Source organism: Clostridioides sp. LIBA-6822 (assembly GCF_056688955.1).
This window is the reverse complement of record NZ_CP196995.1, coordinates 3,639,531-3,665,044: the sequence shown is the minus strand read 5'-3', so window position 1 is coordinate 3,665,044 and position 25,514 is coordinate 3,639,531. Positions and strand designations below refer to the sequence as shown.

Sequence of the window (25,514 nt, the reverse complement as noted above, 5' to 3'; positions counted from 1 at the left end):
CTTTAGTTGTAATTTTAGGAGGCTTAACTATGAGTTTTAAAAAAGATTTTCTCTGGGGAGGAGCTACTGCTGCTAATCAATGTGAAGGTGGATATAATGAAGATGGAAGAGGTCTAGCAAATGTAGATGTATGCCCAACAGGAAAAGATAGAACGGCAGTTATTACAGGAAAATTAAAAATGCTTAATTTTGACGATGAGCATTACTACCCAGCTCAAACTGGTATTGATATGTATCATAATTATAAAGAAGATATAAAGTTGTTTGGCGAAATGGGATTTAAAGTATACAGAATGAGTATCGCATGGAGCAGAATATTCCCAAAAGGTGATGAAGAAACACCAAATGAAAAGGGGCTTCAATTTTATGAAAATATATTTAAAGAATGTAAAAAATATGAGATAGAGCCACTAGTTACTATTACACACTTTGATTGTCCAATGTATTTAATTGAAAAGTATGGTGGATGGCGTAATCGTAAAATGATAGATTTCTATGAGAAACTATGTAATGTTATCTTTAGAAGATATAAAGGATTAGTGAAATATTGGTTAACTTTTAATGAAATAAATATGATTTTACATGCTCCATTTATGGGTGCTGGTATTTATTTTGAAGAAGGTGAAGATGTTGAAAAGATAAAATATCAAGCTGCTCATCATGAACTTGTAGCTAGTGCAGTTGCAACTAAGATAGCACATGAAGTTGATGCAAATAACTTAGTTGGATGTATGTTTGCAGCTGGAAGTGTATACCCTTATAGTTGCAATCCTAATGATGTATGGGAAGCTACGAAGTTAGATAGAGAAAATTATTTCTTTGTAGATGTACAATCTAGAGGAAAATATCCTAATTATGCATTAAAGTATATGGAACAAAGAGGTATTACACCAAAAATGGAACCTGGTGATATTGAGTTACTGAATAAATATACAGTAGATTTTATTTCATTTTCATATTACAATAGTCGTTGTGTTAGAACTGATGAAAATACAGATGATGTGGCTGAAGGAAATATATTTACATCTGCTAAAAATCCATATCTTTCATATAGCCAATGGGGATGGCCAATTGACCCATTAGGTTTAAGAATTACATTAAATCATGTATATGATAGATATGAGAAACCACTATTTATTGTAGAAAATGGATTGGGTGCTAAAGACATAGCTGACGAAAATGGTTATGTAGAAGATGATTACAGAATTGATTATTTAAGAGAACACATAAAAGCTATGCGTGATGCAGTTTATATAGATGGTGTAGATTTATTAGGTTATACTACATGGGCACCTATTGATTTGGTAAGTGCTGGTACGGGTGAAATGGAAAAGCGTTATGGGTTTATATATGTAGATAGAGATAATAGTGGTAATGGAAGTTTAAGAAGAACGAAAAAGAAAAGCTTTGAATGGTATAAGAAAGTAATTGCTTCAAATGGTGAGGATTTATATTAAATAAAAAGAATATAAAACTAATAGTGGGTATAATTTTTCATCCTTGTATCGACTATTTAAACTCACAAAAAGATATTGGAGAAATAACTTATAATTATTATATTAGATTGATTGTGACGAAGATTCGATTTAATATCCATAAAAAGATATGAAAATAGAGTTAAATTAAAATGTACCCTATAGAGTAGATACCGAAAAAGTCTATTTTGTAGGGTATTTTTACATATAAAATAAATATAGCGTGGATGATTTAATATGAACTGTAGTAGTTTTTATAACTTTAAGAATGAATCAAATATAAAATCATGCTCTAATTTTAAATAGTTAAAAGATGAGATAGATTAGTATATGTATTACTGTAATAGTTAAAGGAATCATTGAGAATAAAAAAGATGACTCCCATTCAAAATGGAAATCATCTTTTTTATGTTGTATAGCTCTTTAAAAACATTTATTTTTTACTTTGATTTAAACAAATATCTATACAGTTATTTAGCCATTTAATTTGACCTTCTTCTCTTATAATGGCACCATCTAATACAAGATAATCACCAAAATAATCATCATAAAAATCAGGAATTTCAGTATAAGCATTTTTTTGACTTATTAAGAATTCAAGTCGTTTACTATGCTGAACAAGTTGGTGTTTAAGTAAAGCAATTCGATTTTCTAAATCTAAATTATTATAAAAATACACTCTCAAGCGAAACTTATTTTTAGGAGTAGGTTCCATTGGAATATCTTTAGATAACCAAATTAAAAATTCATCTTTTCCTTTTTCTGTTATGTAGTAAACTTTTTTTTCTAATACATCACCACTAATTTCAACTTCATGAACTATCAAATCTTCATTAGTTAATTTTTTTAGTTCTGGATAAATTTGGCTATGTTTTGCACTCCAAAATTCATTTAGTTGAAAATTAAACTCTTTACTTAAATCATATCCTGTCATAGGTTTTCTATTTAATAGTCCTAATATTGCATATTTAAGGGTTCCCATGTTTCACCTCTTTAGTTTTATTATCAATAAGTCTATTATATCATTATTTATAAAAAAATAGGTTAAATAAAAAAATGTAAATACAAACATGTAATTTATTACATGTTTGTATTTACATGAAAACATTATTATGATAATATTAACCTAAATAAAAGGAATAGATTGAATTATTTGGAGGGGAAAAAATAATGAACTATACTAAAAAAAGATGGATTATATTAATCGCAAGTTGTTTTATTAATTTGTGCATTGGGTCAATCTATGCATGGAGTGTATTTGCTACACCTATGGCAGAATACTTAAGTGGAATTAATGGAACAGTATTTACTGCAGGAACTTTAGCAATAGTATTCACGGTTACTAATTCTGTTGGACCTATAACTATGATTACTGGAGGAAGAATAAATGATAAGTTTGGACCTAAAAAAGTTATTTTTGTAGGTGGTCTTATATTTGGTATTGGAATGATTTTATCTGGATTTTCAAAAAGCTTACCAATGTTAATTTTAACATATGGAATCATACTAGGACTTGGGGTAGGTATGGTATATGGATGTACAATAAGTAACTCTGTTAAATTTTTCCCAGACAAACGTGGGTTAGTAGGGGGAGTAACAACTGCCGCCTATGGATTTAGCTCTGTAATTATACCACCAATAGCAAATAGCATAACTACTAGCTTTGGTATTACAACAGCATTTAAATCAATAGGAGTTGTATTTCTTATAATTGTATGTGGAGCATCATTTTTTATTGAAAAATGCCCAGATGATTTTGCACCAGAGGGATGGACTCCACCAGTTACGAAAGGCAAACAATTAAAAAATAAAGATTGGAGAGAAATGCTTTCTTCATCTATATTCTATGTGATGATTATTTTATTAACATGTGGAGCGTTTTACGGATTGATGTGTACATCAATGGCATCTGCTTTAGCACAAAATATGATAGGAATGACATCAGCAACAGCTGCGATGGCAGTTTCTATTTTAGCTTTATTCAATACAGCAGGTCGTATTGTAGCAGGTTATATATCAGATAAGATAGGTAGAATAAATACTTTATCAATGGCATTTCTAATTTCAATTGTAGGTTTATTATGTCTATCAACTTCAGTACAAGGAGATGTAGTGAAGTTTTACATAGGGATTTCTATTATAGGAGTATGTTTTGGGTCATTTATGGGTGTATTCCCAGGATTTACAGTAGATCAGTTTGGCCCTAAAAATAATAGTGTTAATTATGGAATCATGTTTATAGGATTTGCATTTGCAGGATACATTGGACCTACAGTAATGAAAAATGTTTATGCAGTAGATGGTAATTATACAAGAGCATTCACAATAGGAATTGTTATGGCAATAATAGGATTAGGATTAACATTTGTTTATAGATTTGTAAATAATAAAGAAGTATCAAAATATCAAAGTAAAAAAATAAGTTAATATTGGGGGAAATAATATTATGAAAAGAAAATATCCAAATTTATGTAAGCCAATTCAAATAGGAAATGTAGTATTCAGAAATAGAATGTTTTCTGCACCAATGGGTGGAACAGATATAACAGCTGATTGTACAATAGGACCAAAGTCAACAGCATTTTATGAATTAAGAGCAAAGGGTGGAGCTGGAGCTGTAACTATAAGTGAGTGCATGGTTCATCCAGAAACTGATGGTTCACATGCGTATCATTTAGATTTAAAAATAGTTGATTCTTTAGCTAGTTTTACATATACAGCAGATGCTATAAGACGCCATGGAGCAATACCAAGTGTAGAACTATCACATTCTGGTCAATATGCAGGGACTTACCTAGTGGATAAAAATAAAAAGCAAGGTTTGTCACAGTATGGAGTAAGTCCAAGTATAAGGGCTGATGGTCTAGAAATAAAGGAATTAACTCAAGAATTAATTGATGATATAGTAAAATCTTATGGTGAAGTTGCAAGTCTTGCTAAAAGAGCTGGATTTGAAATGATAATGGTTCATGGAGGACATGGATGGTTAATCAATCAATTCTTATCACCATACTTTAATAAAAGAACTGATAAATATGGAGGTACTTTAGAAAATAGAGTACGTTTTGCACAAGAAGTATTAGATAGTGTTCGTAAAGCTGTAGGTCCAGGGTTCCCAATAGAATTTAGATTAAGTGGTTCTGAATTATTTGAAGGTGGATATGATTTAGATGAGGGTATTGAAATATCTAAGTTATTAGAGTCAAGAATTGACTTACTTCATGTTTCAGCAGGAACGTATCAAAGAGGATTTGGAATAACACATCCATCTATGTTTGTACCTCATGGCTGTAATGTTTATCTTGCATCAGAAATCAAAAAACATGTAAGTGTACCAGTTGCAACTCTTGGTGGATTAAATGACCCATCTCAAATGGAAGAGATAATAGCAAGTGGAAAAGCTGATGTAGTTGAAATGGCAAGAGCATTATTGGCAGACCATGAACTTCCAAGAAAGGTAATGTCAAATAGAGATGAAGATATAGTTAAGTGTTTAAGATGTTTCACTTGTATGGCTGAAAGAGCTGCAACTTCCACTAGAAGATGTACAGTAAATCCACTTATAGGTCGTGAAATAGAAGGTATGGAAATAACTCCAGTATTAAAACCTAAAAAAGTTTTAGTAGCAGGTGGAGGGCCAGGTGGATTAAAAGCAGCAATAACAGCAGCACAACGTGGTCATAAAGTAATACTTTGCGAAAAATCAGATGCATTAGGTGGAATATTAAAAGGAGAAAAAGCTATACCATTTAAATACGAAATGTATGAACTTGGAAATACTTTTAGCAAATTAGCAAAAGATGAAGGTGTAGAGATTCGTTTAAATACAGAAGTTACTAAAGAGTATGTAGAAAAAGAAAATGTGGACGCCTTAATAATAGCAGTAGGTTCGTCTCCTTTAGTTCCACCAATTCCAGGACTTGATGGTGATAATGTAGTAGTTGTAAATAATTATTATCTAGAAAAAGATAAAGTAGAAACTGCAAAAGAAATAATAGTACTTGGTGGAGGTCTTGCTGGATGTGAAACAGCAATACATTTATCGAAAGAAGGTAAGAAGGTTCATCTAGTAGAAATGAGAGGAGAACTTGCTCCAGATGCAAATATAAGACATCGTCCAATACTTTTAAGTGAAATAGAGAAACAAGATATTAAAGTACATACAGAGTTTAAAGGATTAAAAGTATCAGAGAAGGGTGTTCTTTGTGCTGATAAAGATGGTAATGAAATTTTAGTTTCAGGAACACATGTTATATGTGCACTTGGTCAAAGAGCTAATCGAAATATAGTAGATGAGTTAATAGATTGTGCTCCACATGTGGCACAAATAGGTGACTGTGTACGTCCATCTACTATAACAACTGCAGTATATCAAGGATATCATGCAGCACTTGATATATAATATATGTGAAGTTTATAAAATAATAAAGTTTGAATAGTGGGTATAGGTAGATTTTTGTGAAAATAAATCTATCTATACTCTTTTTTTAACAAATTAATAATTGTGAATATGATTTTCTATGAAAAAAGTAAAATTTGTATTGAAAATAATACTAATTTTTTCGGTAATTAGGAATTCTAGATATTATTCTAAAATAAGATAGGCAAAGGATTTACATAGTGACTATAATATAACATTTAATAATATCAATTTAGGATGTAAATTTTATAGAGGATTGTTTAACAAGCCTATACTTATCAAGTTTAAAAAATATCTAGGAAATCGTTGACAGATTTATATAGATAGTATAATATATAGAATATAAAATTAAACGAAAAAGAATTCTAGTTATGGCGACGTAGTCATAATTTTGAGTATGTTACTGATTAGCAGGCAGAACTCAAGTATATATGTAAAAAATAGAGGAATACTCTATACATATATGCTTGAGTTCTTTTTATTGAAGGGAGGAAGATATGAAAATAATTCAGATTTTAAATAATAATGTAGCCTTAGTAAAAAGAGGTAAAAACGAAATTATTGTATTTGTCAAAGGTATTGGTTTTAAAAAAAGAGTAGGACAAGTAATAAGTGAAAATGAAATAGAGAGAACTTATATAATAGATTCATATGATATGTTGGAACACTTTAGTTACTTACTACAAAACTCAGATTCTAACAACATAGTTCTTATTAATGAAATAATTGAATATGGGGAGAAAGCTTTAAATATAAAATCAAGTGATTATCTAAGTTTAACGTTACTAGACCATCTAGAGTTTTTGCTTAAAAGGTGTGAAAAGAATCAGTTTATAAAAAGTCCCTTAGTATGGAATGTCAAAAGATTTTATCCAAAGTACTTTGAAATTGGTATGTATGCACTAAAATTAATTGGTGATAGTAAGGGGATTAATCTTCCTGATGATGAAGCAGTATCAATAGCACTTCATTTTGTAAATATGGAAGTAAATAAAGAATCTCATGATGACACAATTGTAGAATTAAGAACTCTAGGAGATATAGTTTCGATAATAAAATATCATTTTAATGTAGAGTTAGATGAAACTTCAACAAACTATATGAGATTTACAACTCATCTACAGTACTTCATACAAAGAATTATATCAGAGGAAGCTTCAATAGATGAAGATGGTTCAATAGACTTATATAAACAAGTAAGTAAACTTTATCCAAAATCATTTGGAAGTGTTCAAAAAATAAGAAAATATGTAAAATCACAATTTAATGTTGATATATCTATAAGTGAAGAAACTTATTTAATGTTGCATATAAATAGGGTGACTCAAAGATTGGGGGTAAAATCAGATGAAGTATAAAGAGTTAAATGAAAATATAATAAAATTCATAGGAGGAAAAGAAAATATAAAGTCGGTAGCACATTGTGTTACTCGCTTAAGATTGACATTAAATGATAGGAGTATAGCTCAAACAGAAGAAATTAAAAAATTAAAAGGGGTAATTGATGTAGTTTCTAATGATGTTGCTTATCAAATTATAATAGGAACTCATGTTGTAGATGTATATAATGAGTTTATGTCTATGATAGGTTTAAGTTCAAGTGAATCAAGTATAAAGAGTGAAAGAAAAAAAGGAGTTAGAGGTATCAAAGGTATATTTAATTCCATATTTGTAGTAGTCTCAGAGACTATGACTTCAGTAATTGAGGTACTACTTGCAGCTGGTATACTTGCAAGTATATTAGCTCTTTTAAATATGTCAGGTATACTTCATAGTGATAGCCCTACATATCAAATATTAGATACATTAAGAAGTGCTACATTTCACTTCTTACCAGTATTAATTGCAATAGCTTCAGCAAAAAGACTTAATGTAAATCCTTATATAGCAGTAGTATTAGCAGTTACGTTATTGTCTTCATCAATAGATGGTGTAGAAGGATTGAGTATTTTTGGTATAAACTTACAAGCAACAACTTATGCAAATAGCTTTATTCCAATACTTTTAGGTGTATGGGCAATGGGAATTATAATTGCAGGTTTGAAAAAAATCCTACCTAAAGCATTACACTACTTTTTAGTTCCAGTACTATCTTTAATAATAACTTTATCAGTTACATTAACAATATTTGGACCTATTGGTATGTGGATTGGTGATGGACTAAACTATGCATGTATGTTTTTAATTGATACAGTAGGAAATTGGAGTGTTGTTGCACTGTATGCAGCTTTCCAACCACTTTTAATAGTTTTTGGTGCAGCAAACTTTACTATGCCTATAGCTTTAAATTCTGTGACAGCATTAGGATATGACCCAATTTTTATGGGAGCAGCAACAATATCTGATATTGCAGTTTGTGGTGCAATGTTTGGATATTTCTTAAAAACTAGAAATAAGGAACAAAAGCAGTTATTTGGTACGGTAAGTTTTAGTGCACTTATGGGAGTTACAGAGCCTTCAGTGTTTGGTGTGTTTATGAAATATAGAAGACCATTTGTAGCAGTAATGATAGGTGGAGGTCTAGGTGGTTTAATAGCAGGGTTGGCACAAGTTAAAACATACGGAATGGTTTGGGGATTAGCAGCATTACCAACGTATCTTGTTGGAGGAGAGCTATCCAACTTTACATTTATGATAATAGGTGTAGTAGTAGCATTTGTAGTAGCAACAGTAGCTTCTTATTTATTAGGAATACCTTCAGATGAGAAAGAAGAAATTAAGAATGATAATGAAAAAGGATTAGAATTAGTAGTTAATGAAAACGACTCAAGAACTATTAGTGTTGGAAGTGTTGCAAAAGGTAAGATAATTGCACTTGAAGAAGTTAATGATAAGGCATTTTCATCTGGAGCACTAGGCAAAGGTGTTGGAATTACACCTAGTGAATCAAAATCAACTGTTATATCTCCTGTAGATGGAACTATAACTATAGTATTTCCAACTAAACATGCTTATGGGATAGTGACTGACGAAGGATTAGAAATATTAATTCATATTGGTATAGATACTGTAAATCTAGATGGAAAGTTCTTTGAAAGTCTTGTAACACAAAATCAAAGAGTTAAAAAAGGAGATGCTTTAGCAGTATTTGAATCTGATAAAATTATAGAAGAAGGATTTGATTCAACTATAATAACTGTAGTTACAAATACTAGTGATTATTTAGATGTAATTTCATCAAATGATGAATCAGAAGAGCTATTAACTGTAATAGTATAAATTTTAGGAGGAGAAATTCATGAATTTTAAAGATACATTTTTTTGGGGAGGAAGTATTGCAGCTCATCAATGTGAAGGTTCATGGGATGTTGATAACAAAGGGCCTGCAATTATGGATTTTGTAACTAAAGGCTCTTATGAAACACCAAGAGTAATTACTGATAAAATAGAAGAAAAATTAGATTATCCATCTCATAATGGAATTGATTTTTACAATAGATATAAAGAAGATATAGCTTTATTTAAGGAAATGGGTTTTAACGCATTAAGAGTATCTATAGACTGGTCACGAATTTTTCCAAATGGGGATGATGAGAATCCTAATGAGTTAGGGATTAAATATTATGAAGATTTGATAGATACATTGATAGAAAGTAATATAGAACCTATTGTAACATTATATCATTTTGAATTACCTATGAACTTAGTACATAAATATGGTTCATGGAATAACAGAAAGCTTATAGATTTGTATTTAAAGTATAGTGAGACTGTAATAAGAAGGTTTGATGGTAAGGTAAAGTACTGGGTTACATTTAATGAGATGAATCATATTGACCCTCAAACAGAACACTCTGACATTTTTACTTATATGATAGCAGGAATTAAGTATAGTGAAATGGAAGACAAGGTTCAAACACTAGCAAGGGTAGGGTATAATATGACTTTAGCAGGCGTAAAGGTTACAAAGTTGGCTAGAAAAATCAATCCAAATAATAAAGTTGGATGTGTGTTTGGATTAAATCCAATTTATCCATATAATTGCAATCCTAGTAATGTATTAAATGCATTTTTAGATAATGACCGTGACTATTATCAAATTGATGCAATGTGTAATGGAAAGTTTCCTCAATATAAATTAAGAGAATATGAAAAAAATAATATAAATATTGAAGTGACTGATGAAGATAAAAAAGCATTTGAAGAAGGTAGGTTAGATTTTATAGGGCTTAATTATTATTTTTCAAGTGTGTCTACTCCAAAAGAAAATTTATCAAGTGATAAATCTTTATTTGGGGGAATTCAAAATCCATATTTGGAACAAAGTAAGTGGGGATGGGCAATAGACCCTATAGGTTTAAGATTTACTTTAAACTATATTTACAGAAAGTATCAATTACCTATCTTAATTACAGAAAATGGGTTAGGGGCGTACGATAAAGTTGAAGACGATGGGTCTATAAATGATGATTATAGAATTGAGTATTTAAGTAAGCATCTATCTCAAATGAAGTCTGCAATTGAAGAGGATAATGTTGAATGTTTTGGATATTTAATGTGGGGACCAATTGACCTAGTTAGTGCAACTACAGGACAGATGAGTAAAAGATATGGATTTATCTATGTTGACTTAGATGATGAAGGTAAAGGTAGTTTTAAGAGATATAAGAAAAAATCATTTGATTGCTATAAAGAAGTAATAAAATCTAATGGAGATAATTTAAATTCATTAGATATGTAAAATAAAATGTGTACTCTCCTAAATATGGTGGTAATTAAAGAAATTAAATCTACTATAACTGGAGGTACACATTTTTATGTATAGTAAAAGTATTCGGTCTTATAGGCTTAATATTCGTTTAAAATATAATGAATTGTGATAATTAAAGTATTAAACATTATGACAATGAAAGGGATGGGCACTTTTATGGTTTTGTTTAAGTAAAGAGATGTACACGTTCATAATATGATTTATTTACTATATAAAACTATAAATTTATGATTTATTGTCAGAATATATTGACAAATATAACGTTTGAAATTATAATTTATATCAAGAATAGTTTGACAAAATAAAAACTAGTGACTTTAGAGCTTAATAAATTTTTTTATTTTTATTTTAAGAATAATTTAGGACTACTGTGTATATATAGTTCATTATTGATTTAATATGATAAATAATTTTTGTTTTTGGACATATGATTTCTAAAGTCTCTAGAGATAGTCTAATTTATAAATGAGGGGGGATGTACTAGCAGATAGAATTTGTACCAAAAGGAAGGCTTAAATTTAAGAATTGAAATAATATATGTTTTAACTGTGATGATGTACATGTTATTAATTTATATTAGATATTTTAGGAATAATTTGAGACGTATATACAACGTAAATTACATATTCAATATTTAAATTAATATAAGTATTCTAACATGTATATTAAAATTGAAGCTGATTGTAGTATAATTCTGTATTTATACAATGATGCAGAAAGTTAAATACTTAAAAGAAGTCTAGTAAATTAATAAATAGTGATGAAGAAAGCGAAACACTTAAAAGAAATCTAGCAAATTAATAAATATGGTTAATATTTAAAAGTTAACTCTAGTTGTCTTTATTTAAGTATTTTAAGAATAATTTGAGACGTATAAAAAACAAGAAATATCAAGCTGTACTATTTGTAGTTAAAATAACTACAGTATATACATTTTATAATTATTGTTTTATTGATAAAAAATTATTATATTCAGGAGGAAACAACAATGGAAAATTTTTGGAATCCACTTACTTGCTTTACTGTATGTGTAATGATTTATGCTTTTAGTGAGTTTTTATCTAAGAAAACAAAAGGTGCAATTTCAACATTGCTATTTGTATGTATTATATTTTTAATAGGATTTTGGACAAATATTCTACCAAAAGACATTACAGGAGCATCAGGCATATTAGCTGCAATGAGTAACTTTGGTATAGCTTTATTAATAACTAACCTAGGGACACTTATAAATCTTGAAGACTTATGTCATGAATGGAAAACGGTTGTAATTGCATTAGTAGGTATTGTAGGAATAGGGGTTGGCTGTTTAACAGTGGGTAGTATGTTATTTGGTAGAGAGTATGCTTTAATAGCAGCACCTCCAATAGCAGGTTCTACTGTTGCTGGTATTATTGTAACAACTGTTGCAGAAGCAGCAAATAGACCTGAACTTGCAGCATTTGTAATTCTAGTATTATCATTTCAAAAATTCTTTGGTATTCCAATAACTACATATTGTATAAATAAAGAACTAAAATTTAAAAGAGATAAAGGAGATTTCTTAAAAGATGAATCAAAAAGTGATTTTAAGCTTCCAAGTATGAGGATTTTTAAAGAAGAATCAGGTAAAAAATCGTCTACTTTAGTATATCTTGCAAAACTTTCATTTGTTGCTATGATTGGTAACTTTGTAGGATTGGCTACTATAATACCAGGTTTTACTCCTGCAAATTATTATTTAAATCCCAATATAGCATGTTTGTTAGTGGGATTAATTTTTACAAGAATAGGATTTTTAGAAAAAGGAATTTTAGATAAATCTCAATCTAATGGGATTATAATGTTTGGTTGTATGTTAATGTTACCTGGAGGACTTGCTAAGGTAACTCCAACTGCATTGTTTTCAATGATTGTTCCAACTGTAGGAATACTTGTTGTAGGAGCTGTATTTATCATACTCTTTACTGCAATCGTAGGAAAATTATTAGGATATTCTCCAAGAATGTCAGCTGCAATTGGTGTAACTTGTATGCTTGCTTATCCAGCAACACAGATAATTTCTAATGAAGGTATTGATGCTATGGAAGGCACTTTAGAAGAAAAACAAAGGGCAACAGATTATTTATTGCCAAAGATGATTATAGGGGGATTTGTTACAGTTACTATTGCCTCAGTGGCATTTGCTAGTATAATAGGTCCACTTATATTTGGTTAATATTAAAATAGATTTATAGGGGGTATGAAATAATGATAGGAAGTATATCTATAAGTGAGATAGAGGAAAAAAGATTTAAACTTGATGATTTGAGTAAGAAGATATGGAAAAATCCAGAAAAGGCATTTAAAGAGTTCAAAGCATGTGAAAATACAGCAAATTTTCTAAAAAGTGAAGGGTTTGATGTGGAAGTAGGGGTGGGAGGCTTAGCTACAGCTATTAAAGCTAGTTTTGGTTCAGGCAAACCAGTTATAGGTTTTATGGGAGAGTTTGATGCATTACCTGGTTTAAATCAAAAAGTTTCAACAAAGCAAGAAGCATTTGAACTGGGAGCTTATGGTCATGGATGTGGGCATAATTTATTATGTACTGCACATGTAGGAGCAGTAGTAGGACTTAAAAGAGAAATGATAGAAAAGAATTTAAGTGGAACTATAGTATTTTATGCATGTCCAGGAGAAGAACAATTAACAGGAAAAGGATTTATGGCTAGAGGAGGTGCATTTGAAGGTCTAGACTTAGCTATAAATTTCCATCCAAATAAAATTAGTGAAGCTACAGTTGGTATATCAACAGCTGTTAACTCTGTAAAATTTCATTTTAAGGGAAAAACTGCACATGCAGGGTCAGACCCTCAAAATGGAAGAAGTGCTTTAGATGCTGTAGAACTTACTAATGTAGGAGCTAATTATTTGAGAGAGCATGTTACTTCTGATGTAAGAATTCACTACACTATTACAGATGGAGGAGTAGCACCTAACATAGTTCCTGATAAAGCATCAGTATGGTATTATACAAGAGCCTTAAGTAGAGAAGCTGTAGAAAGTACATATGAAAGACTTATAAAAGTAGCAAAAGGAGCTGCAATGATGACTGAAACTGAGGTTGAAGTAGAGTTTTTAGGAGGATGCTATAATACTTTAAACAATCATGTTTTAGCAAATCTTGTATCAGAATGTATGAATGACATTAAACAAGAGCCTTGGACTCAAGAGGAATTGGATTTTGCAGCTGAGTTAGATAGACAAAGCCCACAACAATATAAGGCTATGATAAGTAAATATAATTTACCAGAAGGAACTCATCTATATTATGGTGGAGGAAATGTTACAAACTTTAATAGTTATGGCTCTACTGATATTGGAGATGTAATGCATATAGTTCCGACAGCATACTTTTTTACAGGATGTACAAATCTAGGTGCACCAGGTCATAGTTGGCAGTTTACATCCTGTGCAGGAAGTTCTATAGGAGAAAAAGGTATGATATATGCAGCGAAAATTATGGCTATGTTTGGAGCTAAAATATTAAATAATCCAGAAATAGCTAAAAAAGCAAAAGAAGAATTTGATAAATCTATGAATGGAAGAACATACAAATGCCCTATTCCAGAGGGTATTCCGACTCCTTAAAAGAGATGTAAAGTTCAAAATATAGAATTATAATTTTTATACTAGTTTATTTCCTTATCAAAAGAACGTGAAATTTTGTTGGTTGTTTGATTATAAATACTACAAAAGGTATATCTTATATTTGTGTTTTTAAGATATACCTTTTAAAAAATTATATAATTTTATTTATCATTCAAAGATAAAATATTTTTATGCATTCTATATTTTAATACTCATTTTCTGATATAAATAATTTGTATACCCTTTCAGGTCTACCTTTTGTTGAGTTTTGTTTTTCATATAATATAGTAGCATTTCCAGACTTTAATAGACTACTTAGAAATCTATTGGCAGTTCTTACTGTTACATTTAAACAAGAAGATAATTCCTTAGGAGTAACTTCATCTCTTTGTAGGATTTCAGTAACGGATATAATCTTTTGAATAGTAAGAGTAGAAAGTTTAGAATTTTTAGCAATTGTATTTATGTGTGGAGTCACTTTATTTGAAACAGTAAGTAGCTTATCAGATAATAAAGGCCCTACTGTCTCATAATTTTCATTAACTAAGAAACTGTAATTTAAAGGGTTTATTTTAGACTCCTTATTAGCACTTATGGCACTAGACATAGCTTGTTTTATATCATTACCAATTCCATATCCAACACATACCTTAATATCAATACTATTTTCAATAGATTCTTTTATATAACATGTAGTAAAATTTTTAGTTAATGATTTAATAGTTTCACATTTAGTGAAGATTTTAAAAGAATTACTATTTTTTTCAATTATAAAATCGGTTAATTTATCTTTTTTTATACTATTTAATATTTTATAAACTTGGTCTAAAGTATAATCATCATAATTTATATCTTTAACTGTTATATATATTACACTTGGTTGATTTCCCTTCATTCTATGTAAATGAATATCTTTTATTAAGTTGTTAAAAGTACTTTTTAATAAACCTATATCAGGGTATATGAAATGAAAATTTACTCCTGCATCTTGTAACATAGGAACAATACTACTGAAACGAGTAGTAGAAAAATCAATTTTACCTTCATTCCATAAATTAATATGTTTTTTTGCAATATTTTTTTCGAGTTTTGCTATATCAGATAAACTCATTTTAGACGCATTTCTATTAATACTATTCATTAAGTCTCCAAATGTACCATTTGATAAATAATATGAGATGTCTTTTGGATTATCTGCCCAATCCATTAGGTCAAAGTATGCTCTAGAAAAATCTAATGTATTATATTTGAAAATAAGCTTTAGAAACATATCATAGTAACTTTGTAAATCAGTACCAAAATCAACTAAAGGTTTTTTTATAGTCCCAGCCTTTTTTGTAATAGCTTCCTTAGGAATAGGACCACTAACTGCAAATCCATCAAATTTATCTTCGATTTCTAGATACAAATCTCCAACATGAGAAAAATCTTTATAAATATATATTTCAATTTCTGCATTAATATTTAACTTTTTTATAGAATTCTCTACAAAATCTTTTAAAAATTCTGTTGTTATGATTGCTATTTTCATATATTACTTCCTTTTCAATTAGTATAATTATTTCATATTAAATCTTCTATATAATTTTTACTTTTTCTAGTCATGATAAAACTATTTCTCTCTTTACTATTATACATAATAATAGCATGACTAAATATTTATTGTCTAACTAATTATAATTTAAGAAGATATGTTAGCTAAATGTATATAAGTATACACATTAATGTTAAGATTAGGTGATAGAATTTAGGTGATAAATCCAATACTATAAATATAGGAGGTATGAAAAATATGATTAATACGAATTTGAAAAGACTAAGAAAAATACACCAGTACACACAAGAAGAGATAGCTGAAAAGCTTGATGTCTCTAGGCAATCAGTAGCAAAATGGGAAAGTGGAGAATCTACTCCAGATATAGATAGTTGCATTAAACTTACAAAATTGTACAATGTCAAACTAGATGACTTAGTTAATCATTCGGAAGAAAAAACAGGTATTATAGTACCACCTAAAGGAAAATTTTTCTTTGGAACTGTCATAGTTGGTGAACGTGGTCAGATTGTTATTCCAAAAGAAGCCAGAGATATATTTAATATAAATGCAGGAGATAAATTATTGATACTTGGAGATGAAGATAGAGGATTAGGAATTGTTCATCAACGTGATTTGATAAATTTTGTAGGTAGTATAGGAGTGGTAAGTAAAGAAGAGTGAGTTCTAGAGAGATTGTAAAAGGAGGATTAAAATATGAGTAAAGTAGTCTTTTTCAGTATTCCAGCATATGGTCATACTAATCCTACGATTGAAGTAGTTCGTGAATTGGTAAGTAGAGGTAATGAAGTATGGTATTATTCTTTTAAAGAATTCAAAGATAAAATTGAGGGTGCGGGAGCAAAATTTATTTGCTGTGATAAGTATCTTCCAGAATTACACCCTGGAGATGAGAGCAAAATAGGCAAGGATTTTGCTGGATTAATTGAGATGATTGTAGATACTACGATATCTTTTGATGTAAAAGTTTGTACAGAACTTAAAGATTTTAATCCAGATTGTATTGTATCAGATTCATTAAGTTTTTGGGGAAAGTTATTTGCACAAAAACTTAATATTCCATATATATGCTCTACAACAACTTTTGCAATTAATAAATATACAGCAAAAATGATGAAGCAAAGTTTTAGTGAAATTATTCGTATGATTTTTGGTATGCGACGCATTAATAAAAAAGTAAAGCTCTTACGAAAAAAAGGATATAAGGTAAAAAATTTTATTTCTATAGTTTCTAATGATAACGATGTGAATACTATTGTATATACATCAAAAGAATTTCAACCGAGGGTAGAAACTTTTTCTAGTAAGTATTCTTTTGTAGGACCATCAATATCAAAGGTGATTGTCGAATCTAAAGAGAGAAAGAAAAAACTAATATATATTTCACTTGGTACAATTAATAATAAAAATATTGAATTCTATGAAAACTGTATAAGTGCATTTAAAGATTATGATGTTGATGTAATTATGTCTGTGGGTCGAAATACTGATATTAAAAATTTAGGACATATACCAAATAATTTTAAGGTTGAAAATAGTGTTGAACAGATTATCATACTCCAAGAAGCTGATGTGTTTATTACTCATTGTGGAATGAATAGTGTTAATGAAAGTTTATATTATGGAGTACCCATGGTATTATTTCCACAACATTCAGAGCAGAGAATGGTAGCTAATAGAGTTGCTGATTTGGGGGCAGGACTTATGTTAAAAGAAAATAATACAGAATATATTAAGGATGCAGTATTTCAAGTTATGAATGACAGTGAATACAAACAAAATGCAAATAGACTCTCAAAAAGCTTTTATGATGCAGGAGGTTCAAAAAAAGCAGCTGATATAATATTACAGGTTATACATGATAGTAGATAAATTAAAGTATAGTGAGTTGATTAAGAATGTTAGAAAAATTTTGTCGAAATTTAATTGAGGATACTATTCCTTGGAATTGTATCTACCATTGAAATCCATGGAGGGGCTGTCAAATAACGATTTATAATTGTTAGCGTGACAGTCCCTTGTGTATTCAAATGTGAGTCTATTGAATATATTCCACATCTTGACGATTGTTTAGTAAAGTACTGAGAAAGAAGGTAGTCCATTTTTATATTTGATATCTGGGTTACCTTGAATAAGTGGAGATAGGTAATCTAAAGCATCATCAGTCACATGATTACATTCTTTATTTATCCACTCTATAGGGAAATACTTTGTCTTATTAGCTATTTTAGAAATATCAGTATGATTAACTTCATACTTATAAGGAGTATTACTTATTCTATTAATAGTAGCCATAACACCTGTATATCCTTTTTGAGAAAGTTCTAATCCATGTGCACCAACTTCAGCAGCTTGTCTTAAGTCAGTATCTGCAGCTAAATGTATAGCACATCTTTGTATTACGCCAAGTTCTAAAGTTTTTACTCTTGTTGTAATTGATGATGATACTATAAGGTCCTTTAGATAGTTACTTACTCCACCTAATTGAGAATGACCAAATTTATCATGAGTAGAAGTTTTTTGCTCACATATAAAGTTTCCATATTTATCTCTTATACCTTCTGATGCAACTATATAAACCTTATTTTTTTCTTTAAATACTCTTCTAACATCTTCTACAAACTTATCTTCATAGAATTCAATTTCTGGAAGGTATATTAAATCAACTAGTGGATTGTCGTCATTGAGTCTAGCCAGTGCAGAAGAAGCGGCTAACCAGCCAGTATCTCTACCCATAGTTTCAAGTATGAATATTCCATTATTTTTATATATAGAAAAATCTAAGTAAGTTTCCATTATTAGTGTAGAAATAAGCTTTGCAGCGGAACCAAATCCAGGACAGTTATCAGTTCCCAATAAATCATTATCTATTGTTTTGGGAATTCCTATAAACTTTATTTTACAAGTAGTGTTTTTACAGTATTGAGAAAATTTCATGACTGTGTCCATAGAGTCGTTTCCACCTATGTAAAATAATGTATCTATTTCATACTCATCTAGTATATTTATAACTCTGTCATAATCATAAGAATTTATTTTATAATCAGCTAGCTTATACCTACATGAACCAAGACCAGAAGAGGGGGTTTGTTTTAAATTTAGTACGTCTTCCTTATTTAAACATTCTGAATCTACTATATTCTTATTTAATATACCTTCGATTCCATTGATACCAAAATACACTTTATAAAAGTATTTAGTTTCTAAGTTCTTTTCATAAATACCAATGGCAGAAGCATTGATAACAGCTGTAGGGCCTCCAGATTGAGCAATAATACAGTTTCTCATTTTACATCTCCCCTTTATTAATATTATTATGAATGATGCTTTTTATTAAGCAAATTTGTATTTATAGTCTGATTATATATTAAGTGAACTAGTGATATCAATTGACCTAGTATAGACAATAAATGCCATAAGAATGTGGTAAAAAACTAACTTTTATACATAATTAATGTCTATAATTTACCACAATATAAAGGTAATTTTAAGGAGTAGTAAAACTGTTGTGAAAAGAATTATATCAGTGTAATATTAATTTACAAAGCAAAATAAGTTCACAAAAGCAGAATAAGTTCATACAAGAAATACAGACATCAATAAAAGTAATAATACGTTAAAAAGTATCAAAAACTAATATCTAATACTAATTAAAGTAAAATATGGAGGTACATAAATATGAAACACATAAAAATAGCAGCAGGATTAGCACATGTAAATTATGGGCACATATCAGCAGTAGTTAAGGAAGCAATGGATGCTGGCGTAGACTACGTACATTCAGATGCAGCAGATATGCATGACTTAAAAAATATGCAACTTATGGGTGGGCATCAAATAATAGAAGCAATAAGACCAGTAACAGATAAGCCAATAGAATGTCATATATACACAAGAGATTGTGATAGATTATTTATAGAAAAAATAGCGGCGGCAGGGTGCAATATGTTAATAATACCAGCTGAGCAATTCTTAGGAGCTCCTCTTGCATACATAATAAATTACTGTAGAGAATTTGGTATGAAAGTAGGATTAACAGTTGGATGTTACACACCATTATGTTTTGTTGATGAAGCTATATATGATATAGATAGATTACAAATAGTTGTTCATGGTGTTGATGAAACAGATGGAAAAGATAACTGGGGATGGAGAAAGAGTTCTGTTGATTTAGTTAAGAGAGCTAGAAAAATGATAGACGAAAAGAATCCTAAATGTGAGTTGGCAATAGATGGTGGATTAAGAGCAGATAATATGGAACCATTAATAGAGTGTAATCCAGATATTGTAATATTATCTTCAGCAATATTCAAAGATAAAGATGGTATAACAGCAGGTGTTAAGAATTGTAGAAAAGCTATAGATGAAGCAACTGCAAAATTTGGTTTAGAATAAGGTAAATAAACTATGATAAAAGAGATGCTTTCTTAATGTTTTAAGGAAGCATTACTTTTATGAAAAACTATGAGAAATCAGAATAATCTAATTGATTTTTTATACTGAAATAATGTAATTATTGGAGGTTATTAAATGAAAAAAGAAATGGTAAAAGACTATTTATTAATAACAATATCAGCATTTTTAATGGCATTAGCAGTTAATTTTTTCTTTGCAGAGCATACACTAGCTCCAGGAGGTATAACAGGATTATCTGTTGTACTTAGTACATTTTTATCAATGCCTGTTGAGAATATCTCTTTAGGAATATCTATGCCACTTCTAGTAATGGGAGTATTATTTTTGGGTAAAGGCTTTGGAATAAAAACATTATATATAACTCTTATGGGTCCATTATTCTTAAAAGTAATACCACAAACTCATATAACTGACAACTTATTAGTGGCAGGGATAATAGGTGGATTATTAGTGGGAACTGCTATAGGTATAGCGATAATAAGGGGATGTAGTACTGGTGGAACTGATTTAGTGGCCATGCTTATTAATAGGATAATTAAGTTCTTGAAGTTACCAGTTATACTATTTATTTTAGATGGATTTATAATAGTTGCATCTGGAATCATAAGTAAGAACTTTATGATATCTATATATTCATTAATATCTTTGCTATTAATAATAAAAACAATAGGGTTTGTAACTACAAAATTTGCAAAAAATACTGAAGAAACTAACAATATGAATAGTGCTTGTACTCAATAAAATAGTAAAATTTACTTTAAATATAAAAAATATCAAGATAACTTAAGTCATCTTGATATTTTTTATGTTTATTTAAATGATAGTATTTTATTTTTTTCAGAATATAGCTTTTTAATAATTGTACTAAGTCTAGAGATATCATGCTTGCTTAAAAGGGCATTTATATTTATCAACTCAGCATGATGTTCAAAGTCTACAGGAGCAGTAGTTAGTATTAAGTCTACATCTTCAAAATTTGTAAATGAAATAGAAGAGATGGGGATAGATTCAACTATATTAATCTGGTTAAACTCAAAGCTTAATTTTTGAACTAATAAGTTGGATACACCAGCACTACAATGACATATTAAAACAGTATTTAAGGGAGCTTTGTTTCTATCTATTGCTGATATTAAATATAAAGTAAGATATCCTATTTCATCTTCATTGACCTCGTAATTCATCAAACGTTTAATAACAGTATTAGACTCTTTGGCAGCCTTATATGTGTATGGAAATGTTCTCTTTATATCATTTAATATGGGATTTGTAATAGTAAATCCATAATTTATTCGGTGTAAAACTGACTTAAGGTGATTAGCAAGAGATTTTATTAATACTAAATCTTCTTTTAAATTTAGATTTAGTATATCACCCCAATAAGTAGCTATTGCTTCAGATAGATTATACTCTGTAATTTCTTCACTTCTAAGGGGTTCAAGAGTAGTTATTTTCTTTATTGATTTGAGTAATCCCTCTATATGAAGAAGAATATAACAAACCTCTTCATCAATAAATTCTACATCAAAAGCTTCACTTAGATTAGAGCATAAGGTTTTTGATTTTCCAAAGCACTCATGTTCTAATAATTCTTTAAAAAAACTTTCAGATAAGTTAATATATCTGTTAATAGAAATTCTTTTAATACATATAGCTATATGTATTAAGAAATTTATATAATACTCATCACTGAGATTACTTTTTTCTACTTGTAAAGTATGTAGAGTAATTTGAGATAATTTCTCGAAATCATAATTGAATAACTCCTTAAATATTTTTGTTGAAGGAGTATCCTTATCTTTATCAGATATCGAGAATAATATTTCTTTAAGTTCAGTATAACTTTTATTAGAAGTAGCAAGTTCAAAAATTGCCTTTCTAATATCTTTTTCTTTACCTTCTAGATATACACCATTATTGGTTTTTCTAACTAGTACTACTTTAAAGTTTTGCAAAAACTTTTGAATAACTACCAAGTCCTTATGCACAGTGGCTCTACTAACATGTAGTTCATTGCAAATATCACGAATCCTAAACTTAGAATTTTTAATAAACAATTTACTCAAAATATATCTTTTTCTATCTTCAGGAGAGTACGCATATATACAATTTGATTTATCGTTGATATCTCTAATAACTTTAAGTTTTATATCTTCATTACCTAGAATAATAACTCCTGAACCCGTCTTTTTATCTAAGGATAAGTCAAACTCTAAAAGCCATTCATCTAAAATAACAAGGTCATTACGAATAGTTTTATTACTAACATTTAATTCTTCAGCAATAGTATTTACAGTAATATAGTCTGAACTATTTAGCAATAATTCTGCAATATCTAATAATCTTTTGTTCAATGCAAACCCTCCTAAATCTTAATTGCTATTTATTAACTTGGGACCAATCTTTTTCAAAAGTATTGGTACCATCTACTGTAAGCTGGTTAAAAGAAGCTTTTTTAAATAAATCATATGTTACAGCTGCATAATCACATCCACAAAGAGATGCTTGAGTTAAGTGGAATACATTTTTAATAGAAGCTGCAACAACTTTAGTATTATATCCATTTATTGATATAAGGTTACATATTTCTGTAAGGTTTTTTATACCATCATATCCATTTTCATCATTTCTACCTATGAAAGGGAATAGGTAATCAGCACCTGCATTTATAGCTAATGACGCTTGATTTGTATTAAAAATTAAGGTGCATGCAGTTTTTACACCTTTACCATTCAATATGTTTATAAGTTCTAAGCCAACTTCAGAAAAATTTATTTTTATTATAGTGTTCTTGTTTATATTTGATATCTTATCACAAGACTCAAGTAATTCATATAAATCATTTCCTATAACTTCAGCAGTTAATATTTCTGGATTTAAATTAGTACATGCTTCAATGAATTCATAAAAGTTTACATTTTCTTTAAGATACATAGATGGATTAGCTGTTATTCCTTTAAATCCATACCTTAAACACTTTTGAATTTCATCAAGATTTGCACTATCTATTAAATATTTCATAATTTAATTCTCCTTTAATTTATTTATTACAATAAAAGTACTCTTTTATTAGCTATAGACGTCCTCTGAATACAATAATTTTTATTTATAAGATATTAAGTTAATTATACAATAAGATTGTTTATAAAATTATCACATGACTACTTAATAAAATTTACATAATGATATGGTAATAATAAAACATTGATTGTTTATTAATTGCCATAAGCTTTAGTAAATAAGAGTTAACAGTTAAAGTATTGCCTTAAAAATCCTGTGATAGGTATAATTTGAATATGAAGGCAATAATTTAAGGGAGGAAAAATATGATTAACTTTTATCAACCATCAAGAATCAATTTTGGACAAGGAACTTTAAGTGAGTTACCTAGAATAATAGGAAAATATGGAAAGAAATGTTTGTTAGTTACTACTCCAAATGTAGAGCCATTAGACAAGTTATATGAAAGAGTTAGATTAGATTTAACAGGAAAAGGTATAGAAGTTGTACACTTTGATAAGGTACAGCCAAATCCAACTGTAGAGCTAATAAATGAAGGCTTTGAGTTAGCTAAAAAAGAATCTGTAGATGTTGTTTTAGCTGTTGGTGGAGGTTCAAGTATAGATACTGCTAAAATATTAGCCTTAACTTTTGGACTAGAAAAAATAGATTGGGATTATATGTTTAATACATATACAAATGCATTTAAAATATATGATAAAGTAAGTGAAAAAGAATTACCATTAATAGCTGTATCAACTACTTCTGGAACAGGAAGCCAAGTTACACAAGCAGCAGTAATATCAAGAGGAAGCGAGAAAAATACAATATTCCATCAAAATTGTTTCTCAAGAGAATGTATAGTAGACCCAGAACTTATGCTGACTTTACCAGAGAGAATTACTGCATCAACAGCATTTGATGCCTTTACTCATGCATTTGAAAGTTACATAAACCCAAATGCTAATGATTTTACAGAGATAATGTCTGAAAAATCTATGGAATTAGTTGTTAACTATCTACCTAAGGTAATGGAAGAAAAAAACAATATAGAATATAGAACAAAACTAGCAGTAGCAGATACATTAGGTGGAAGCTCACTAGCAAATGCTGGAGCAGCAGCACCACATCCACTAAGTGAGATAATAGGAGGGGTTACACATATTCCTCATGGTGAAGCTTTAGCTATAGTATTCCCAGCATTTACAGAAAAGTTCTGTGACAATAATATAGCTAAATTTGCTAAAGTAGCTAGAATATTCAACAAAGAATTAGAAAATGTAGAAGATAATGAAGCAGCTAAAGCTTTAAAGAATGAAATAGAAAGTTTTTTAAAGAATGTAGGTCTTAAGACAAAAATGTCTGAGTTTAATGTTACAAGAGAGCAGTTAGAAGAAATAATAAGTTGTCCAGTTTTAGGATTTTTACCTTTTGGAAAGAAAGAAGACCTTGTTGAAATATTAGAAAAATCTTACTAGGATGTGATACAAATGAGCTATAAATTAATTTGCACTGATATGGACGGGACTTTAATGGGTAAAGGATTTGAAATATCAGAAGAAAATATTAAAGCATTAAAAGAAGCTATGGAAAAGGGAATTAAGGTAGCATTAGTTACAGGAAGACCTTATAATGTTATGAAATACTTTACAAGCATTTTAGGTGATGATATATATGTTATTTCAACTAATGGAACATATTTTAATTTACCAGGATATGAGTATAAAAAAGCTTTAAGTAAAGATGCACTAGAAAAGATATACACAATAGGTGAAAAATATAATTTAAATAGACATTTTAAGGGATGTAGAAGAATTATAGCTAACAATGAAATAGGAGAAGAACATCCATACAGATTAGTAAACAGTAAAAATAAAGAAGAAGACAGAATTGAAATAATAGAAAATGCAAGCTGTGAAATTTTACTAGAAAGAGCTGAAGATGAGATTTTAAAGTGTATACTATTTTCAGAAGACTCAGAGTCTCTAAAAAAAGCAAAGAGTGAGCTTAAAAAACAAGGAGATTTAGAAGTAGTAAGTTCTGGAAAGATAAATTTTGAAGTTATGAGTAAAGGTACTTCAAAAGGTATTGCAGTTAAAAAGTTTTGTGAGATATTAGGTATAGATAGCAAAGAAGTTATTTGTATAGGTGATAATGAAAATGATATATCTATGATTGAATTTGCAGGTCTTGGTATTGCTATGGGAAATGCTATAGATGAAGTAAAGTCTAAGGCGGATTTTGTAACTGATACAAATGTAAATGATGGAGTAGCAAAGGCTTTAAGAAAAGTATTAGCATAAAATTTTATAGTATGGAGAGTGTGTT

At 29.2% G+C, this 25,514-nt stretch carries 19 protein-coding genes and 1 pseudogene; 15 read left to right on the top strand and 5 right to left on the bottom strand.

Going from position 1 to position 25,514, the window contains the following annotated elements; translation table 11 throughout:
- The first annotated feature begins 29 nt into the window (after positions 1-29).
- Positions 30-1,457 carry a 6-phospho-beta-glucosidase gene (locus ACTG48_RS17355; protein ID WP_479917518.1) on the top strand — a complete coding sequence of 476 codons (1,428 nt, stop codon included), beginning with the start codon at positions 30-32 and terminating at the stop codon, positions 1,455-1,457.
- A 451-nt stretch (positions 1,458-1,908) separates the two neighbouring features.
- On the opposite strand, the gene ACTG48_RS17350 is transcribed toward ACTG48_RS17355, so the two are convergent.
- Positions 1,909-2,457 carry a PadR family transcriptional regulator gene (locus ACTG48_RS17350; RefSeq protein ID WP_021385958.1) on the bottom strand — a complete coding sequence of 183 codons (549 nt, stop codon included), beginning with the start codon at positions 2,455-2,457 and terminating at the stop codon, positions 1,909-1,911.
- Positions 2,458-2,645: 188 nt separating this feature from the next.
- Here ACTG48_RS17350 and ACTG48_RS17345 point away from each other — a divergent pair, with 188 nt between their 5' ends.
- The 7 genes from ACTG48_RS17345 to ACTG48_RS17315 all read left to right on the top strand — a co-directional run bounded on the left by ACTG48_RS17345 (position 2,646) and on the right by ACTG48_RS17315 (position 14,215).
- Positions 2,646-3,902 (top strand): L-lactate MFS transporter, encoded by a 1,257-nt coding sequence (locus tag ACTG48_RS17345; RefSeq protein ID WP_479917517.1) that lies wholly within the window; start codon positions 2,646-2,648, stop codon positions 3,900-3,902.
- 19 nt (positions 3,903-3,921) lie between these two features.
- On the top strand, positions 3,922-5,877 hold the full coding sequence (locus ACTG48_RS17340; protein WP_479917516.1) for an oxidoreductase: 1,956 nt from the start codon (positions 3,922-3,924) through the stop codon (positions 5,875-5,877).
- A 515-nt stretch (positions 5,878-6,392) separates the two neighbouring features.
- Positions 6,393-7,253 (top strand): PRD domain-containing protein, encoded by an 861-nt coding sequence (locus tag ACTG48_RS17335; RefSeq protein WP_479917515.1) that lies wholly within the window; start codon positions 6,393-6,395, stop codon positions 7,251-7,253.
- Positions 7,243-9,114, top strand: coding sequence for a beta-glucoside-specific PTS transporter subunit IIABC (locus ACTG48_RS17330; RefSeq protein ID WP_479917514.1), 1,872 nt, complete (start codon positions 7,243-7,245; stop codon positions 9,112-9,114). The genes ACTG48_RS17335 and ACTG48_RS17330 overlap by 11 nt, the downstream gene beginning before the upstream one ends.
- Before the next feature lie 19 nt (positions 9,115-9,133).
- Positions 9,134-10,576 (top strand): glycoside hydrolase family 1 protein, encoded by a 1,443-nt coding sequence (locus ACTG48_RS17325; RefSeq protein ID WP_479917513.1) that lies wholly within the window; start codon positions 9,134-9,136, stop codon positions 10,574-10,576.
- A gap of 1,018 nt (positions 10,577-11,594) precedes the next feature.
- A complete protein-coding gene (locus tag ACTG48_RS17320) occupies positions 11,595-12,803 on the top strand; it encodes a hypothetical protein (RefSeq protein ID WP_021386030.1) in 1,209 nt (402 codons plus the stop codon).
- A gap of 32 nt (positions 12,804-12,835) precedes the next feature.
- Positions 12,836-14,215, top strand: a complete 1,380-nt coding sequence (locus ACTG48_RS17315; protein WP_479917512.1) for a M20 family metallopeptidase — start codon at positions 12,836-12,838, stop codon at positions 14,213-14,215.
- 205 nt (positions 14,216-14,420) lie between these two features.
- Here the strand turns inward: ACTG48_RS17315 and ACTG48_RS17310 are convergent, their stop codons facing one another.
- Positions 14,421-15,746, bottom strand: a complete 1,326-nt coding sequence (locus tag ACTG48_RS17310) for a hypothetical protein (protein ID WP_479917511.1) — start codon at positions 15,744-15,746, stop codon at positions 14,421-14,423.
- A 252-nt stretch (positions 15,747-15,998) separates the two neighbouring features.
- Between ACTG48_RS17310 and ACTG48_RS17305 the strand changes: the two are divergent.
- The 3 genes and pseudogenes from ACTG48_RS17305 to ACTG48_RS17295 all read left to right on the top strand — a co-directional run.
- Positions 15,999-16,190, top strand: a pseudogene (locus tag ACTG48_RS17305) (helix-turn-helix transcriptional regulator); the annotation flags it as partial.
- A 27-nt stretch (positions 16,191-16,217) separates the two neighbouring features.
- On the top strand, positions 16,218-16,433 hold the full coding sequence (locus ACTG48_RS17300) for an AbrB/MazE/SpoVT family DNA-binding domain-containing protein (RefSeq protein ID WP_479918803.1): 216 nt from the start codon (positions 16,218-16,220) through the stop codon (positions 16,431-16,433).
- A gap of 33 nt (positions 16,434-16,466) precedes the next feature.
- Complete coding sequence (locus ACTG48_RS17295; RefSeq protein WP_479917510.1) at positions 16,467-17,642, top strand: macrolide family glycosyltransferase; 1,176 nt, start codon at positions 16,467-16,469, stop codon at positions 17,640-17,642.
- A gap of 198 nt (positions 17,643-17,840) precedes the next feature.
- Here ACTG48_RS17295 and ACTG48_RS17290 read toward each other — a convergent pair whose 3' ends face one another.
- Complete coding sequence (locus ACTG48_RS17290) at positions 17,841-19,058, bottom strand: 6-phosphofructokinase (RefSeq protein ID WP_479917509.1); 1,218 nt, start codon at positions 19,056-19,058, stop codon at positions 17,841-17,843.
- Between the two features lie 390 nt (positions 19,059-19,448).
- On the opposite strand from ACTG48_RS17290, the gene ACTG48_RS17285 reads away from it, so the two are divergent.
- Positions 19,449-20,165 carry a ribulose-phosphate 3-epimerase gene (locus tag ACTG48_RS17285; protein ID WP_479917508.1) on the top strand — a complete coding sequence of 239 codons (717 nt, stop codon included), beginning with the start codon at positions 19,449-19,451 and terminating at the stop codon, positions 20,163-20,165.
- A 135-nt stretch (positions 20,166-20,300) separates the two neighbouring features.
- Positions 20,301-20,927 carry a YitT family protein gene (locus tag ACTG48_RS17280; protein ID WP_021386047.1) on the top strand — a complete coding sequence of 209 codons (627 nt, stop codon included), beginning with the start codon at positions 20,301-20,303 and terminating at the stop codon, positions 20,925-20,927.
- Between the two features lie 68 nt (positions 20,928-20,995).
- Here ACTG48_RS17280 and ACTG48_RS17275 read toward each other — a convergent pair whose 3' ends face one another.
- Positions 20,996-22,540, bottom strand: coding sequence for a BglG family transcription antiterminator (locus tag ACTG48_RS17275; RefSeq protein WP_479917507.1), 1,545 nt, complete (start codon positions 22,538-22,540; stop codon positions 20,996-20,998).
- A 25-nt stretch (positions 22,541-22,565) separates the two neighbouring features.
- Positions 22,566-23,207: a transaldolase family protein gene (locus ACTG48_RS17270; RefSeq protein WP_021385967.1), complete on the bottom strand. Its 642-nt coding sequence runs from the start codon at positions 23,205-23,207 to the stop codon at positions 22,566-22,568.
- A 305-nt stretch (positions 23,208-23,512) separates the two neighbouring features.
- On the opposite strand from ACTG48_RS17270, the gene ACTG48_RS17265 reads away from it, so the two are divergent.
- Together ACTG48_RS17265 and ACTG48_RS17260 are read left to right on the top strand one after the other, a co-directional pair.
- Complete coding sequence (locus ACTG48_RS17265; protein ID WP_021386097.1) at positions 23,513-24,664, top strand: iron-containing alcohol dehydrogenase; 1,152 nt, start codon at positions 23,513-23,515, stop codon at positions 24,662-24,664.
- Between the two features lie 12 nt (positions 24,665-24,676).
- A complete protein-coding gene (locus ACTG48_RS17260; protein ID WP_479917506.1) occupies positions 24,677-25,489 on the top strand; it encodes a Cof-type HAD-IIB family hydrolase in 813 nt (270 codons plus the stop codon).
- Positions 25,490-25,514 lie beyond the last annotated feature (25 nt).